Here is a 15,544-nt window from a genome sequence, read left to right as displayed (position 1 = left end):
GCGGGCCGGTCAAATTGACCGGCCCGTTTGGTATTCATTGAATTGCTGGATTGATTACTTGGCGAGGAAGTCGCGCATCCATTCGAGCGTGACGGATTTAGGACGTACGATGGGAAGCCCGAAGCCGCGCGCCAGAATGTTTTGCGCTCCGATGCCCAGCGAGCGGGACACGCTGAACAAGACGGTGTAGTAAGAAAATTCCTTGAGACCGTAGTGGTGCAGCAGCGAGCCGGAGGCCGCATCAACATTCGGCCAGGGGTTGCTGATTTTTTCGATTTGCTTGAGGACTTTCGGCACCACGTTAAAGACGCGGTCAACGGTTTGGAAGACGGGGTCGTTCATGCAATATTCTTTACCGAACGCATGGAACGCGGTGAAGCGCGGGTCGGTTACGCGCAAGACGGCGTGACCATAGCCGGGGATGACTCGCCCGCTGTTCAATGTTTCCCAGGTATATTCTTCGAGCCGTTTTTCTTCGGGAACGCCGCCGAATTCCTCAACAAGTTCAAGCACCCACTTGAGGCATTCCTGATTGGCGAGACCGTGCAGCGGTCCGGCAAGACCGTTCAGCCCAGCCGAAAGCGAATAGTACGGGTCGGACAACGCCGATGAGACGGTATGCGCCGTGAAAGCGCTGACATTTCCGCCTTCATGGTCGGTATGCAGCACCATGTAGAGGCGCATCAGTTTGGTGAATTCGCCGTTGGAGTCATCTAGGCCAAGCATTTGCGCGAAGTCTGCGGCCCAATCCAGGTTGGGGTCGTGGTTAATGCGCTCGCCTTTGTTAAAGCGAAGCCGATAAATATAGGCGGCGATGCCCGGGAGGCGCGCCCAGATGTTGAGAAAATCTTCCAGCATCGGCTCCCAATATTCATTTTTGCCAATGCCTTCTTCATATTTTTTGGCGAAAACAGATTCTCTTTGCATACTCAATATGGCCGTATTGAACATGCACATAGGGTGAGAATCTTTGGGCATGGCGTTCAACACGTCCCATACGTATGACGGAACGTCACGCCGCTCGACCATTTCTTTTTGAAGGTCGTTCAGCCCTTCTTCATCAGGAAATTCTCCTGAGATTAACAAAAAGACAATCTCTTCGGGCAGACGTTCAGATAAATCTAAAATCGGTTCGCCTCGAATAATCAATCCCTCTTCAGGATCGACGGATGACGTATTACAGAATAGCCCTTTGACCCCCCGCATGCCCCCGTACACTTGCCGCATTGTTACTTCGGATACGACTTTGTCGCCATGATCGACCAGCATTTGCTTAATCTCATCACGGAACCGGGGAATGCGTTCTGCTAATTTTTCACGAATTGTGGGCATCCCTGTTTCTCCCTTCTGAAGACAAACTCAGCGTTTAAATTGCTTTCACTATCCACACCAGATGAAAAAAGCAGAATACATAAATTACGATGCTAAAGTTTGTATTGTTTCTTTTAGATGAACAACCATCCTATAAAAAATCAGGCAACTAGACAAGGGATTCTATTCGTTATACCTAATCTAATTAGTCGTAAAATTTTAAAAAAATCACCAACATGAGTCTAGATCGAGGCTTGGTATGAATGAATTGGAAGAGAAAACCGTAACGCCATTTCAGTGGCTTCTACCTCGGGATGATATGAAGTTGGGGGTTCAAACAGCTTTTGTTGTTGCACTTACGCTGAATGCGCTTGTATTGGTTTGGATGTTATCTCTCAATCCCTATTTTTTTAGCGTCATTAAGAATGTTTACAATTTAAATACGCTTTTTCTTCCGGGGCTGTTTGTTGCCTGGGCCGTTTTATCGTTGTTGTGTATGCGGCCTATTCGCTGGGGGAGGGCGTATACTGTTCTGATTATCTGCGCCGCGTTGTTGTTTGGAGTGCGCATTTACGCGACGCACATTGAACCGCATCGCTTGCAGATCATTGAACATCAAATCACATCAGCAAAAGTAGATGCGCCGCTTCGAATTGTTCATCTCACGGATATTCAGTCAGCCAACGTCGGCGCCTATGAAGAACGCGCCATTCAGCTGGCTATCGAACAGAAGCCAGACCTGGTTTTATTCACAGGCGACCTCTTACAGCCCCTCATTTATAAAACGATAGACCAGGAAATTGAAAAAATAAGCGTGTTATTTGAGAAGATCGACGCGCCGCTTGGCGTCTATGGCGTAATCGGCAATGTCGACCCTTGGATGGAAGAGAAACGCCTTAAAAAACTCAGGGGAATCAAAATACTCAATGGGGAAGGCGTGACGCTCGACTGGCATGGAAAAGCCATTCATTTATACGGCGTGAGTTATAACGGATCGGCGCGTGGGGAGGCAGACAAAATCCGCCCGTGGTTTGAGTCGTTACCTGAAGATGAATTGTCGTTAGTCATTGGGCATTACCCCGATTATGTTTTGGGACTAAACGAATTACCAATTGACTTGTGTTTTGCGGGGCATACGCACGGCGGGCAGATTGTGCTCCCTGGATTTGGGCCGATTGTGACATTTAGCAGCGTTCCCAAAAATATGGCGCGAGGGTTCCATGAATATGGAAAGACGCGCATCAACGTCTCAGCAGGCGTCGGCTGTGAGCGTGCGGCGGGCGTACCGAAGATTCGTGTTTTTTGTCCGCCTGATTTCGCGATTTTTGAAATTTCTCCGCAAATATCGCGGCAATGACAGCGCTGGCGTTTGCATCCTGAATGAGAGCCGCTTGCAAGTCGTAAAGACAAGCGACGCAACCTGGCGAAGTCTGTCACTGTGGAGTAGAAAGTTTTGCGCGAAGCAAAGCCTTCAATTCCGTCCAGGCGTTTTTGAGAATCTGCTTGCGGCTGAATGGAACCATTTGCGGGCATGTTTGGCAGGGGGGCGGCGCGTCGCCTGCGTAGATGCTGCGTCGCATGTTGACTAACACGGGGTCGTTGCGTAATTCGCGCAGGTTTCCATTTTCAACTTTTCCGACTTTTAAATTACTCAGGTAGCAACAGGGGAACAACTCGCCTTTGCCTTGAATCATGGCGTTGCGCCATAAGAAATGGCAATAGGCTTTGGGCTTGCCTACACTTTTACCATCGAGTTTCGGCTGCAACTCCACCGGATTCTCTTTATAGAAATCAACCGATTTCAAAAACGTCGATGAGTCGAGGTCCCAATAGACGAAATTCAGTTTGAGTTCTTCGGCCCGTTTACGCGCTTTGTCCGCAACGGCTTTCACTTCGTTGCGGGTGACGCCCAATTCCCGCTCGGCGTAGCGCGATTGGTGAATGATGGTGTGGACGACAACTACCTGCGCATCCAGTTCCTTCGCCAAGTCAGGAAACGTTTCAACATCGTGGATGTTTTGTTTCATCACCCCAAATGAAAGATGCAATTCGGGCGTTGGGGAGTTCATTTCTTTTTTGAACTTTGAAAGCCGCTTGACGTTTTCAACGATTGCGTCGAATCCGCCGGGGGGACGCACCACTTTGAAGGTGTCTTCACAAGTGGCGTCGAGAGAAATTCCGATGGCTTTGATGCCCGACTGAATTACTTCGCGGCAGCGCTGGTCGTCAAGCAAGGTGCCGTTTGAGGACAGGCTGACCTCGGCGCCGAACGAATTGACGAAACGTACTTTTTCAAAGTAGCCGCGGTCGATCATCGGTTCGCCCAGGCCGTAGAGGCTGATCTCTTTGGCGCGTTCGAGGTACGGGCGCATCTCGACAAAGTATTGCATGTCGATGTGCTCATCGAATGGGGTGAGGTTTCCGTCGCTGCCTTCGCGAGGGCACATGACGCACTTCAGATTGCAGAACGATGTCGTCCCCAGCGACAACTCGACCGGCATCGCGCGCGGCTTATCGCGCGCCAATAGCAAATCGTAATATGCATGAAGCAGGTTCGCCGCTTTTTTGAGTTTGATGAATTTCATATTTATCCTGCAGCTGTCCTCAAAATACTGTTCGTCAAGCGCGCCCGTAGGGCTCAGCGATAAGTGCAGCTACGAAATCTCATTTTGTACAGTGTTCTGATAACCACAATAAAAGCATTGTAATCGGAAGGCGGGCGCCGGGGTAGAGAACTCGCGCTGCCTTTGTTGTGTTGTCTCACGGTCTGTTTGACTTCGTATGTCATGGTACAATTTAAATATCTTTTTTAAAGGAAATTGTCATGTCCTGTAAGATCAAAATATGCGGATTAACCAACCTGGATGATATCAACCTGATTGCGCAAGCGGGCGCTGATTATGGCGGATTGCTCGTTAATATTGATTCTCCGCGCGGCGTGACGCTTGAGGATGCGCAGCGCCTCAGCGCCGATATGCCGCTGCCGCTGGTTGCAGTCACGATGAACGAAGAGGCGGCGTATATTTTGCGCGTCGCCGAATTGCTTAAACCAACAGCGTTGCAATTACACGGCGCTGAGTCGCCGGAGACCGTTTCCTTATTGAAGCAGGAAACCCGCGCAGAAATCTGGAAAGTAATTCACTTGCCTGCATGTGATGACGGCACGGCGCCGGAACTGGATCAAATTCTAAAAAAAATTGCTCCCTATCAAGAAGCCGGTGCAGACCGGATACTCATTGACGCAAAGGCCGTTGTCGCTGGCGTCGCGCAAATGGGCGGCACGGGCAAGACGGTCGATTGGAACGCGGCGCGTGTTTTGCGTAAGGCGCTTGCGTTACCGCTGGTACTTGCTGGGGGAGTCAAACCAGGCAACGCGGCGGAGGCGGTGAGCAGCGTGAAGCCGTATGCAATTGATGTATCGTCTGGCGTGGAACAAGAGAAGGGCAAGAAAGACCCGGCGAAAGTTCATGCGTTGATTGAGGCGGTGCGCGGAGCGGAGTAAAAAGGTTTCATACAGGTTGTTATGTAAAAGGCTTGTGTACGTCTCTCTTCGCTTCGGTGCGGCCTTATATGCCCTTATGCACAGGCGCTCACTGAGCCGCCCCCAAGCCTTTTTATGTGCGATCTAGGAAATTGGTGAATCAAGGTGTTGCGAAGCGATGATATTTGAAGTGGAGTAAAAAGGCTTCATGCAGGTTGTTACGTAAAAGGCTTGGGTACGTCTCTCTTCGCTTCAGTGCGGGCTTTTATGCCCCTTATGCACAGGCGTTCACAGAGCCGCCCCCAAGCCTTTTTATTAGATAGAACTCACTCAGTATCAGCGCGCCGGAACGGCTCAGCGATAGAAACAGAGATGGTTTGAAACTTAAAGAAGTTGCTAAGTGAAACTTAAAAATAGTCGCGCTTGCTTTGTTTGGCGGTGTGGGAGAGATAGCCGAGGTCTTCGTTCCACCACAGGCGGCCTGCGAGGATGGTGACCGAGACGCCCATTAAAAATCCGCCGGGGGAAAACGCCGGAGGGAAGAACAAAAAGCCCGTGCTGAGTATGGTGATAATGGCGCCGGAAAACATGGTGATGCGAATGACCTTATTTTCGACTGGAGCGAACAGTTTGCGCACGATGCGCAGGTTGAACCATTCGACGGACCCGAGCAGCATCAGCCAGCCGCCCAGTACGCCTACCAGGCCGTGCAGCGGGCCGATGATATACGCCAAGCCGAAACTCAGCAACATAATCGCGAAGCCGATGATGAACACGACCTTACGTTCGCCCAACGGGCCGGGCAGATGGTTTAAGATGTTGAAGCGAAAGCGTTCTGAATTAAAAGCATAGATCACCGCAATCAGTCCAATGACGGTGACGCATACGTTAACGGCGATTGACATCGCGGGGTTTCCTTATTGGCTTGGGTTCTGCGCTTATATCCTCGGTGGAAGCGTCTAAGCGGGTATTGTGGTTCGATGATGCGTTTGGGGCAAGGCTTGAGGAGGCGGGCGCATTCTTTGGCGGCGTTTTGGGGTTGTTGATGCGGTCGATGACTTCTTCGGGCGCCACCACGCCCCAATCGAGCAGGCCGAGTTCTTTGCGTCGGTCCATAATTGCGTTAATCATTTTTTTGATCGCTTTTTCGCTGGCCATTCGCCCCGTCCTTTTGCATCAATTCTATCTGTTATCGTCCAAAATGGGGACAGGTTGAGGCGGGCGGCGCGAATGGATTAAAAAGGGCAAAAACAGCGTTCCGAAGGGCTTGGCTAATATTAGAACACTGCTATCTTATTCTGGCAGTTTGTGAAACGCGGTTCCGTCTAGGGGCTGTCGTTTGACCCAGTACACTCACCGGACACCAAAACGCGGCTTGGTAGCTCAGTTGGTAGAGCAGAGGATTGAAAATCCTTGTGTCGGGGGTTCAAATCCCTCTCAAGCCACGCTTTTACTTTCCCCTTTTCTTAATAAAATTCAATTGCTGACGGTTATTACTCTGCTTGAGAAGTTTTTAATTGACAATTTTGGTGAACCATTCATAATTTTCATCTTTATATAGGCGAATTTCTGCAATTACGTTTAAATTGGAAGCGAGAGAATAATGGTGTTACGAACGTATCATTTTTACCTAAAGACGACATGTAGTTTTTTCTTAGTGCTGTGCTCTTGTTCTTCAGTATTTGCTCACGGAATTTCTGATAGTGATAAGCAATCCATGATTGAGGGCGGGTATCTGGAATATATCCGCCTTGGCGCTTCGCACATGCTTACGGGTTATGACCACTTGCTGTTTCTCTTTGGTGTTATTTTTTTTCTGACGCAATTCAAAGATGTGGTTAAATTTATTACCGCGTTTACTTTAGGCCATTGCATCACTTTAATTTTTGCCACATTCATGGAAATCACCGCAAACTACTATTTAGTCGATGCATTAATCGCACTTACAGTGATTTATAAAGGCTTTGATAATTTAGACGGCTTTAAAAAGTTTTTACAAATGAAATCGCCGAACCTTGTCATGCTTGTTTTTGTTTTTGGGCTGATTCATGGGTTTGGGCTTTCCACTCGGTTGCAGCAGCTACCGCTTGGTGATGACGGCTTGTTGCTAAAAATTCTGTCATTTAATGTCGGCGTTGAGATCGGTCAGGTGATTGCGCTTTCTGTTATGCTGCTTGCGCTTTCCGCCTGGAGAAAAACCCAATCATTTCAGCGTTTCAGCACAGCCTCAAATTTTGGATTGGTGTGCGCTGGGGCGTTTATATTTTTGATGCAGATGCACGATTACTCCCACCAGGTCAATGAAGCCGAAGCGATGGATTCAATGATTGTGATGTCTGAATCAACTGATTCAGAATGGCAAGATACGATTGATATTCGGATTCTCGCTGGTAAAGGGCTTGAGTACAAATTCTATATGCATCCAGGAAATAAAATAGAATATGTTTGGCAAACGAACGGCGGCGAGCTATATTTTGATCTTCACGGTGAAGTGAAAGTCGCAAGCGGAGAGTATAAATTAGATGACGAAACGTCCTATAAAGAAGGAACGCATAATACAGATAGCGGTGAAGTAGTCGTTCCTTTTGAAGGTTCACATGGCTGGTGGTGGAAAAATAATGGGACGGAAGAAGTGATCGTCAGCGTAAAAACCAATGGCGAATACGAACTGATTGGTGTCCTTTAAACGTAATTCAATAATGAAGTAATTCATTTGCAGAGTGAACTCACAATCCACCCTGCAAATATCACTTCAATTGCCCGGCGATGTAACCAGTTGTCCAGGCGGCTTGGAAATTGTAGCCGCCGGTGACGCCGTCGATGTCGAGAACTTCTCCAGCGAAATAGAGGTTCTTACACGCTTTGCTTTGCATGGTGTTGAAATCGATGCTTGCTAAACTGACGCCGCCGCAGGTGACAAATTCCTCCTTGAATGTGGTTTTGCCTTTGACCGAATAGACATCGTTGGTCAGGACGTTCACCAATTGGTTCGTCGCCTTCTTGCTGAGTTCGCCCCACTTTTTTGTCGCGGGCAGTTCGCATTTTTCCAATAAAAATCGCCATAAGCGTTCCGGTAACGAATAGGGCTTGATCTTCGGTAGCACTTTGCCGGGATGTTGGTTCGCGATGTCTCTCAATTCAATCATGACGAGATCGTTGTTAATGGTCGCGGCCCAATTCACTTGGATGTTGAATTCGTAATCCATCTCGCTCAGTATTCGGGCGCCGAAAGCGGACAACTTCAACACCGCCGGGCCGCTCATGCCCCAATGAGTGATGAGCAGCGGGCCTTGGGATTTCAACTTGGTCCCTTGGATGCTGACCCGCGCGTCTTCGACGGCGATTCCCATCAGTTCGGTAATCGGTTCGCCGGGGCAATTAAAGGTGAACAGCGACGGGACGGGATCAATCATTTTGTGGCCCAATCGTTCGAGCCATTGCAGGCCTTTTCGTTGGGGAGAGCCACCGGACGCGACAATGATTTTATCGAACCTTTGCGCGGGCGCATTGTCGGAGAAGTTCAATTCCAGTTGATCGTCGATGGGGCGAATGGAGCGGACGCCGCATCCGGTTTCGATTTGAATTCCGAGTTTTTGGGTTTGATTCAAGAAGCAATCAATGATGGTTTGCGAATTTTGCGAGGCGGGAAACACGCGGTGGTCGTCTTGGGCTATTAAGGGGACGCCGCGCGATTCAAACCACTGCATGGCGTGTTGGGTGTTAAAGGTATGGAATGCCCGTTTGAGTGCGGTCTTTCCGCGCGGGTAGGCGTCGGACAGTTGTTTGATATCCGCACAGGCGTTGGTGACGTTGCAGCGTCCGCCGCCGGAGACTTTGACTTTGGCGAGCAAGTTTTTTGTCTTCTCGAAGATGGCGACCTTGGCGCCGGGATGGTTTTCTTTGACCGTGATCGCCGCGAAGAACCCCGCCGCTCCACCGCCTATGATTGCAACGTCCATATTGATGCCTTGGTGATTTGATTAACGCGTTAGGGGAATCCCTTCTCCCCCTGGGAGAAGGTTAGGATGAGGGGGCGGCCTCGCCGCCTTCTGTGTTGCATCTTGGTTATTTTCTAATCATCCATCCATTTTTGAATTTATCGCTGAGCCCTTCGAGTGTGCGGATACTACAAATATTAAAACCCTCACCCCATCTCTCTCCCAGAGGGAGAGGGAGAACTGCAAGTTTTTTTGTTGTACTTCAAGGGCTGCCTGCTTCGCTGCCTTGGCTTGGCGCCCGGCCGTATGAAATCGGACCATTGCATGGTGGGCTAAATTACGTTGTAATTTGAGCCCACCCTACCTCGGATGAATGAGACGTATCAAGTAGGGTGGCGTTGAGCGCAGCGAAACCCACCAATAGAAATTTTCCGAATTCAATATTTAAAAGTAAATGGTGGGATTCATTTTGTTCATCCCACCCTACGGGACTGGAATATCCTTGAACCCTCCCTAAAACTTAAAGAAGATGTAGTAGATCAGGTAGCCGATGACCAGCATCTGCAGCATCAGCAGCAGCCAGAATTTGAAGTCGCGCGGGGAGGCGTAGTCGTCGCTGTTTTTGGGGATGAGCACGTTCATGCGCGAGAGTTTGTCTTGCTTCTTTTGGAAACGCCGCTTGATCGAAGCCAGTGCAGCGCGGATGTCGTCGCGGCATTCCTTGTTTTGCGGGTCGGTGTAGATCATCTCCAACTCAGGCAGCATGTCCACGCCGCCGAAACGCCCGATCAGGCGCGCGGCTTTCTTGCGCACGGTCGGATGCGGATCGTTCAGTCCCGGCTTGATTTGGTCGAGCGAACCGCCGTGGTCTAACTTTTCAAAATAATCATAGGCCGCCTCGCGGACGTAAACCACAGGGTCTTGTAGCAGCGGGGCGATTTTTTCCGCCGCGTTATAGCCGTAGTTGGTCTGATAGCGAATCACGCTTTCGCGCACCGGCGCCGACTGCGAATCAATCAGCGCCAGCAAGGCTTTCGAGATGCGGTCGTTGCCGAATTCGCGCAGGGCGTGAATCTGGTGCAACAGGCGTTCTTCGTCGCCGTCGAACAATCGCGGCAAAGCATCGTCGATTTGGTCTTCGATTTTTTTGATGTCTTCAAGGCGCAGGCGCGAGGAGAGCGCTTCGGAGTCATCATGGGTTATGCGTTCAAAAATATTGCGCGAGAGGCTGATGCAGCGCACTTCGATGAAATGCTCGCCCAAGTCGAATAGGATTTTGGGATCGACATTTGATGATTGTAATATCGCTTCGGCCAAACGCCGCGCGGCGGCGATGCGCCCGAGTTTGATGTGCGCCAACGCCAGCCAATATTGGGCGCCGAGTTGAATCAGCGGCTGTTTGTCGCGGTCGATTAAATTTTCAAAGGTTTCGACGGCTTGCTCGAAGAGCCCCTGCTCAAACAACGAGCGCCCCCACAGCCCCAGGCTGATGGGTTGGATGCTGCCCACCATGGATGCGCGCTGAAAATGGCGGGCCGACTCGCGATAGTCGAGCGTGTCGAATTGCAGACGGGCGTAATTCTCAAGAAAGAGACTGCACGTGGGTTCGAGTTCGACGGATTTTAAATAGGCGTCGCGGGCGTCTTCAAAGCGGCCTTTTTCGTGCAGGGCGTACGCAAGGTTGAAATGGCTCAGCGCACAGCTGGGGTCGGCGCTGACCGCCGTCATGTACGACTGAATTGCCTCGTCGATTTGCCCTTGATTGAGCGAGGCGCGGCCTCTTTCGAGGTGTTCTTTCACCTCTTTTTTGACCATGAACGTCAATTTTTTCGGGCCGGATTCATCATGAGATTCGTCCGGCGCGCCCTCAGACACATCGCGTCGAAATAACATTTTTATTTTATGAAATACATTATTTTCAATTGGCATTTTTGTAATGGGTATTGTAAAAGCTTTTTAGTTTTTTGCCAACGAGTGATTCACCTGTTCTGGTGAGGTTCCATGTTGAGCAACAATCGACGGACTTCATCAAGCGCATAGACGCAACTGCGCTGGCGGATACTGGTTCGGTCGCCGAACAGAGCGGTCTTGAATGAAAATACCGCGCCGTCAGGCTGCGCCGCCGCGATCCAGACCGTGCCGACGGGTTTGTCGTCCGTCCCGCCGCCTGGCCCGGCGACCCCTGTCAATGAGACGCCCCAATCGGCGCCGAGGGCTTTGCGGGCGCCTTGCGCCATGGCTTCTGCGACGGGTTGGCTGACGGCGCCGTGTTGTTTCAGCAAGCCTTCGTCCACGCCGAGGCAATCGCGCTTGACATCATTATTATAGGCGATGATCCCACCTTTAAAATAGTCCGAAGCGCCGGGGTTGTCGGTGAGAACCGATCCGAGCATTCCGCCGGTGCAAGATTCCGCGACGGCCAGCGTCTGGCTCTGTTGCATCAGCAGGGCGCCGACGGTTTCCGCAAGAGTGCGGTCATTTTCTGAATAGATATACGGAGCCAGTTTTTTACGGAGACAGTCAGCATATTGATTGAGACGAATGTTTATTTCTGTTGATTCGCCGGGCAGGTAGAGCGTCAAGTCAACAGTCCCTAACTGCGCCAGCGACGATATTTTTAAGTCGGGCGGCTGACCGATTTCATCGCGGAACACGGTATCAATATTCGACTCGCCGATGCAGCAAAAACGCAGCATTTGGTGTGAGAATTTGGTATCCAAGCGAAAGCGTTTTTGCAAAAGGCCGATCACGCTGTCGCGAAGCATGGGCTCGAGTTCGCGCGGCGGCCCCGGCATGGCGATGATGTATTTTCCGTTCTTGTCATAGACCAAGCCGGGCGCGGTGCCGTTTGGGTTGGGGATAAAGGTCCCGTCTTGCGGGACCAGCGCTTGGCGGCGGTTGTTGTCGGTCATGTCGCGTCCGGTTTTCATAAAACGGGCGCGGATCATTTCCAACACGTCGTCGTTCTCGGTGAGGTCGGTTCCAAGAGTCTCAGCGATGACTTCGCGGGTGATATCGTCAACCGTGGGGCCTAGTCCGCCGGTGATTAAAACCAAATCGACTTCTGACTGGGCGCGTTCAATGGATTGCTGCAGCCATTCGCGGCGATCGGCGACCACTTCGGCGCGGATGCAACGCAGGCCGTACGGCGCCAGGGTGCGGCTCATGCAGGAGACGTGGCGGTCGACGCGGCGGCCTTCAAGAATCTCATCGCCGACGATCAAAATGATGTAATGCAATAGGTCTGTGGATGAAGACGACATGTGGAATCCCTCAAGTGAGTCTGTAGATGCCATCTCAAAAACACTTACTCTTTTGCTGTAAGTTGCATGGGTACAACTTCGCTCGCTTCAGTGCGGGCTTTCAGGCCCCTAGGCGCAGGCGCTCCCAGAGTTGCACCCATGCCAGAATTTCTTTATTTGTAATCAATATTTTTGAGATGGCTTCTAGCATTATACCGACGAAATGAGTTTTGCTGAGGATGATGAATGGCGTCTTAATTCAAATGAATCAAACCTTCGACCGGGCGGTGATCGGGGATGGTTTCATTGTCGCGGTCATCGCCGGGGGTGACGAGGATACTCGACGTTGCGCTCCAAACAGTGGGGGCTTTAGCGATGAAGATAAAATCGAGGATCGAATTATAACGCGGGCTGGATTGCGTCTTGATGAGGCGCTGTGGTTCGATCCAATCGAATTGGTTGCCTTGGGTGAAAATATCAAAGGCGCGGTTTCCCGCACGAAGGTCAATGTCCCAATCGAAATTGAAGTCGCCGGTAACAATGACGGGCGCGTCGGCGCGTTGCGCCCAGCGCATTAGCGCGCGGGATTGACGCTGGCGGTTTTCTGCATTGCCGCGATGGAAGTGATTGACGAAGAAATAGAATTCCTGACCACTGCTCTTGTCTTTGAATTTGCCGCCTAGTGGAGGACGGATGTTTTGGCGGTTGAAGGGTTGGTTGCCGACGCCGTCTTCAATGGTAATCAATTCGAGTGATTGCAGCTTCTCCAGGCGCACTGAGTTGTATACCACCAACAGATGGTCGCTGGATTTTCCACCTTCAATACGTTGATAGTCATCGTCGTTATTAAACTCGCAGGATTCTTCGAGGAGGCTGAAATCCGAACGGCTGACTTCTGAGAACCCCCATAAATCATACTGCGGCATTTGTGAGACGCGCATCGCAACATAGTAGGGGTTCGCGTCCGGCGAGAACCCGCGTTCGATGTTCCAACAGATGACGCTGATTGCATCGGCATGCGCTGCGACGCTGAGGCATAAGCACAAAACCAATGAGAGTGTGAAACGCGGCATTATTAACCTATGGATCAAATTCAATATCCTAAATACGCCTCGGGGTTGGGCTGCGCTTGTCTCCGTACGGCCTTTAAGGGCCGTTACTACGAAAGCCGCTTCACCCAATCCCCTGCGGCGTAATAAAAGTCGATACATAATGCCAATATTTTACTTGGGTTTCATTAAGAGACTAATTCAACCGTTTAACGAACGCATTGCGGTACTTAATCATCCCGTCGTAATTCTGGAACCCTAAATACCCAACTCGTGGGCGCTCTTTCAATGGCTTAGCGCTGGTGGTTGAGGTTGTGTATTCGTCCAAGTCAGCGTCGGTGATTTGGACGCCGTTGATATAGATGTCGATCTCGTTGTCGTTGCAGATGATGGCCATGGTTTGCCATTGGCCCGCTTCCCGGGTTGCGCGGACGGACGGGGTCACTTCGTGATAGATAGAACCGCATTTTTGCCATTCTTGCAGTTCGCCCCAGTGTTTGGCGTCATCGTCGATGATCTGAATTTCCATCGCGGTATAGGCGCCGTCGCCCTCTTTGGGGCGGCGAATATAGATGCCGCTGTTTCCTTCTTTCGGAACCCAGAAATCAAATTTAAAAACGAAGTCGCCATAATCGTCTGTTTTGGTGCCGATCCAACCACCGCCTCCGCCGTCGCAGACTAAGACGCCGTCTTCGTCAATATGCCAGGCCTCTTGCGACCCCTGGTGGACTTGCAGATGTTTGAAGTCACGGCCTTCGCCTTCAAGCAGATTGACGTAACCGGTTTCTTTGATATTGAAATTGCGAAATTCAAACGCGCGGTCTTCGGCCTGGATGCCGATGAGGCCGATTTCCGGTTCAATGAAGTCGGCTTCCCAAACGTCTTTGCCGTCAATTTGCAGCGATGCGTCTTCGCCTTGTGAGACCAAACGGAACTTTGCCCATTCGCCGACTTTGACGGGAGGATGTTCGCTGGGGATCATGGCTTGATAGCCGCGCACCAAGGTTCCGAAGCCATTGAACTTTAAATTGACCTGAAACCCTTTGTTCGGCCAAGGCTCGCCGTCGAGGCTGGAGCGGAAGAACAGGCCGCTGTCATAATTTTCGACCAACGGTTTACATTCAAATTCTAAAATGAAATCGTCAAAGACTTGGTCGGTGCGAAGCCAACCCATCCCGCTTTTTAATTGCATGACGCCGTCTTCAACGCCAAACTCGGTTTTATTGACGCCCGACCAACCTGTTAGGTCGTTGCCATTGAAGAGTGAGTGGGTTGTGGTTTGGGAGACGCCGTTGTTCGCGAATGCTCCAAAAAGAAATAGAAGGGTGAGGGCAAATGTGATTTGTTTCATTGTGGTTTCCTCGTTACAATAGAGATATGGTAAGATATCGCATTACAATCGAAACGAAAAGCCGGAACATCCACGCATAGCGAAACGACCAACCCCAATATGGCTTGCCGTCATCGTTTGTGTGAATTTATGCGAAACAATTTTTAATTGAACCCTGAGGAGGTTGGCATGAGTGATATTTCCAGACGGAGTTTTTTAAACCGGTCGCTTGCCGGGGCCGGAGCGATCTTGGCTTCTCCATCACTAGGCCAGGCGGCGGAAGCGAAACCCAAAGCCAAGCGGGATGCGTTTGATCGCGTTGAACTGGGCAAGACAGGCATCAAGGTCTCGCGTCTTGCGCAAGGCACCGGCATGAGAGGCGGCGCCCGTGAGTCAGAACACACCCGCATGGGACAAGAAAAATGCAACCAGATTTTTCGCCATGGTTTTGAAAAAGGCTTAAACTTCTACGACATGGCCGACCTCTATGGGACGCACCCGTTTGTCAGAAACGCCCTGAAAGAACTGCCCCGCGATGAGTATGTCATGCTCTCCAAGTTGTGGTTCCGCGAAGCCGATTGGAACAAACCGTCAAGCAGCGGGGCCGAAGAAGTGGAGCGCTATTGCAAAGAACTCGGCACAGACTATTTGGATGTGTGCTTGATCCATTGCATTACCAACGACCAGTGGACAAAAGAATTAGAGGGCGTTCGCGAAGGTCTCGCCAAAATGAAAGAGAAGGGCGTGGTCCGCGCCGTCGGCGTTTCGTGCCATGATCTCGGCGGCCTGAAAGTCGCTGCCAGCGACCCCTGGACAGACGTCATCTTTGCCCGCATTAACCACATGGGCGGCAGAAAATATAAAATGGACGGGACTGTCGAAGAAGTGACCGAAGTAATTAAAACCGCGCGCGCCAACGGCAAGGCGGTGGTTGGAATGAAAATTTTCGGAGAAGGTACATTGATTAAATCCGAAGAAAAAGACGCCTCGATGAAATACGTTGCAGGCAACGATCTGGTTGACGCGATGACGGTCGGTATGACCGAAGTTGCGCATGTTGACGACACATCAGACCGCCTCACCCGCGCCTTAAACGCCTAGCAAGTTTCTTGACACAAAATATGAATCCCGCATCCGTTAAACTGATGCGGGATTTTTTGAAATTCGTTGGGTGGAAATATCGGGCTGACGGA

Annotated in this window: 13 protein-coding genes and 1 tRNA gene; 5 read left to right on the top strand and 9 right to left on the bottom strand. The window is 50.7% G+C overall.

The window, feature by feature from the left end; translation table 11 throughout:
* Positions 1 to 54: 54 nt before the first annotated feature.
* Positions 55 to 1,332, bottom strand: a complete 1,278-nt coding sequence (locus P9L94_03625) for a citrate (Si)-synthase (GenBank protein MDP8243146.1) — start codon at positions 1,330 to 1,332, stop codon at positions 55 to 57.
* A 238-nt stretch (positions 1,333 to 1,570) separates the two neighbouring features.
* Between P9L94_03625 and P9L94_03620 the strand changes: the two genes are divergently transcribed.
* Positions 1,571 to 2,668 (top strand): metallophosphoesterase, encoded by a 1,098-nt coding sequence (locus P9L94_03620; protein ID MDP8243145.1) that lies wholly within the window; start codon positions 1,571 to 1,573, stop codon positions 2,666 to 2,668.
* A gap of 76 nt (positions 2,669 to 2,744) precedes the next feature.
* Here P9L94_03620 and P9L94_03615 read toward each other — a convergent pair whose 3' ends face one another.
* On the bottom strand, positions 2,745 to 3,896 hold the full coding sequence (locus P9L94_03615; GenBank protein MDP8243144.1) for a radical SAM protein: 1,152 nt from the start codon (positions 3,894 to 3,896) through the stop codon (positions 2,745 to 2,747).
* A gap of 239 nt (positions 3,897 to 4,135) precedes the next feature.
* Here P9L94_03615 and P9L94_03610 point away from each other — a divergent pair, with 239 nt between their 5' ends.
* Complete coding sequence (locus P9L94_03610; GenBank protein ID MDP8243143.1) at positions 4,136 to 4,813, top strand: phosphoribosylanthranilate isomerase; 678 nt, start codon at positions 4,136 to 4,138, stop codon at positions 4,811 to 4,813.
* A 386-nt stretch (positions 4,814 to 5,199) separates the two neighbouring features.
* Here the strand turns inward: P9L94_03610 and P9L94_03605 are convergent, their stop codons facing one another.
* Positions 5,200 to 5,697, bottom strand: a complete 498-nt coding sequence (locus P9L94_03605; protein MDP8243142.1) for a hypothetical protein — start codon at positions 5,695 to 5,697, stop codon at positions 5,200 to 5,202.
* Positions 5,681 to 5,950, bottom strand: a complete 270-nt coding sequence (locus P9L94_03600; GenBank protein MDP8243141.1) for a hypothetical protein — start codon at positions 5,948 to 5,950, stop codon at positions 5,681 to 5,683. Before P9L94_03600 ends, P9L94_03605 begins: the two co-directional genes overlap by 17 nt.
* A gap of 214 nt (positions 5,951 to 6,164) precedes the next feature.
* On the opposite strand from P9L94_03600, the gene P9L94_03595 reads away from it, so the two are divergent.
* A tRNA-Phe gene (locus P9L94_03595) sits at positions 6,165 to 6,237 on the top strand.
* Between the two features lie 158 nt (positions 6,238 to 6,395).
* The gene (locus tag P9L94_03590; GenBank protein MDP8243140.1) at positions 6,396 to 7,478 is read left to right on the top strand and encodes a HupE/UreJ family protein; all 1,083 of its coding nucleotides are present in this window, start codon (positions 6,396 to 6,398) and stop codon (positions 7,476 to 7,478) included.
* A 61-nt stretch (positions 7,479 to 7,539) separates the two neighbouring features.
* Here the strand turns inward: P9L94_03590 and P9L94_03585 are convergent, their stop codons facing one another.
* From P9L94_03585 to P9L94_03565, 5 genes are all read right to left on the bottom strand, one after another.
* Positions 7,540 to 8,751 (bottom strand): NAD(P)/FAD-dependent oxidoreductase, encoded by a 1,212-nt coding sequence (locus P9L94_03585; protein MDP8243139.1) that lies wholly within the window; start codon positions 8,749 to 8,751, stop codon positions 7,540 to 7,542.
* A 492-nt stretch (positions 8,752 to 9,243) separates the two neighbouring features.
* A complete protein-coding gene (locus P9L94_03580; GenBank protein ID MDP8243138.1) occupies positions 9,244 to 10,623 on the bottom strand; it encodes a tetratricopeptide repeat protein in 1,380 nt (459 codons plus the stop codon).
* 86 nt (positions 10,624 to 10,709) lie between these two features.
* Positions 10,710 to 11,993 (bottom strand): competence/damage-inducible protein A, encoded by a 1,284-nt coding sequence (locus tag P9L94_03575; GenBank protein ID MDP8243137.1) that lies wholly within the window; start codon positions 11,991 to 11,993, stop codon positions 10,710 to 10,712.
* Positions 11,994 to 12,226: 233 nt separating this feature from the next.
* Positions 12,227 to 13,045 carry a hypothetical protein gene (locus P9L94_03570; GenBank protein MDP8243136.1) on the bottom strand — a complete coding sequence of 273 codons (819 nt, stop codon included), beginning with the start codon at positions 13,043 to 13,045 and terminating at the stop codon, positions 12,227 to 12,229.
* Between the two features lie 172 nt (positions 13,046 to 13,217).
* On the bottom strand, positions 13,218 to 14,372 hold the full coding sequence (locus P9L94_03565; GenBank protein MDP8243135.1) for a DUF1080 domain-containing protein: 1,155 nt from the start codon (positions 14,370 to 14,372) through the stop codon (positions 13,218 to 13,220).
* A 168-nt stretch (positions 14,373 to 14,540) separates the two neighbouring features.
* Here P9L94_03565 and P9L94_03560 point away from each other — a divergent pair, with 168 nt between their 5' ends.
* Positions 14,541 to 15,452: an aldo/keto reductase gene (locus P9L94_03560; protein MDP8243134.1), complete on the top strand. Its 912-nt coding sequence runs from the start codon at positions 14,541 to 14,543 to the stop codon at positions 15,450 to 15,452.
* Positions 15,453 to 15,544 lie beyond the last annotated feature (92 nt).

The organism is Candidatus Hinthialibacter antarcticus (genome assembly GCA_030765645.1).
Taxonomy (GTDB): domain Bacteria; phylum Hinthialibacterota; class Hinthialibacteria; order Hinthialibacterales; family Hinthialibacteraceae; genus Hinthialibacter; species Hinthialibacter antarcticus.
This window is presented reverse-complemented; position numbering and strand designations above follow the sequence as displayed.